The 900-nt window shown below is 60.0% G+C and carries 1 protein-coding gene; it reads right to left on the minus strand.

Features of this window, described 5'->3' with window-relative positions:
* Window positions 1-72: 72 nt before the first annotated feature.
* Window positions 73-900, minus strand: an 828-nt coding sequence (locus M1L53_RS33055; protein WP_261949516.1) for a hypothetical protein, incomplete at its 5' end; no start/stop codon positions are given.

The following is a 900-nucleotide window of genomic DNA, read 5'->3' on the forward strand; positions in this document are numbered from 1 at the left end:
CCCCCCGCCAGTTTGCGAGAGGCGCCTTGTCGGTGCTGTGGTGCGTTTAGTTGTCCGGTTGTTTCAGCTGAATCAGACGGGCGCGATTGCGATCGTTCCAGACGAATACTTCGACCCGGTGCTTGGAGTAGCATTTACAGCCGCTTGGGATCCGGAGGTATCTGCGGTCTGCACTGCGACACTCAGCGCGCCGGAGGTTCCATTGACCACCGAAGCTATCGGCGTAGTCCCGACGGGCCACGTGTGCGCTGCCGTCTGTGGACCGGCCGACACCATGCGGATGAGTACCGTCTTCGCCACTGTCGTGGTGATTGCGGGCGTGGGATGAGGCGTTGTCGAGGTAGATGTACTCGCCGACACGCTCGACGATGCGTTCACGCCGGTCTGGTTGGTCACCGTCATAGCAATCACTTCGGCAGGGATGTCGTCCGTGAATCCGTTTGCTGTCGTTGTGATCGTTGCAGGGTCACCTGCAACCTTCGTGCGAGTCCACACCTCAATGGATGTGTCATTCCATGAACCGTTTCCGAGACGCTTTGTCCATCCGGCGGGAGTTGATCCCATCTGGCCTGACACCGTGCCCATGGCGATAACCCACAGGTCTCCGACGTTCGCAGTCGGCAACGTGATAGTCACCCCGGAACCCACCGTCTTCGAGAACGTCGTGTACGCCGAGATGGTCGGACCATTGTTTGCCTGAACCACAGGGATCGGCGCGAGCGAGGAAGCCGTCGCCTTGACGGCAGTCACGTTCGAGGATCCCGAAATCGCTGGGATCTTCGCGGAACTGTCTGCGGTTACAGCGAAAGCGCCGACCGACGAGTTGCCTGACACGGCGGGAATGCGAGCCATCGCATTGACGGCCGACACTGGAACATTTACTACTGCAGCGCCAGTTGC

Source organism: Rhodococcus sp. T9N (genome assembly GCF_024436645.1).
In the GTDB taxonomy this organism is placed as follows: Bacteria; Actinomycetota; Actinomycetes; order Mycobacteriales; family Mycobacteriaceae; genus Rhodococcus_F; species Rhodococcus_F qingshengii.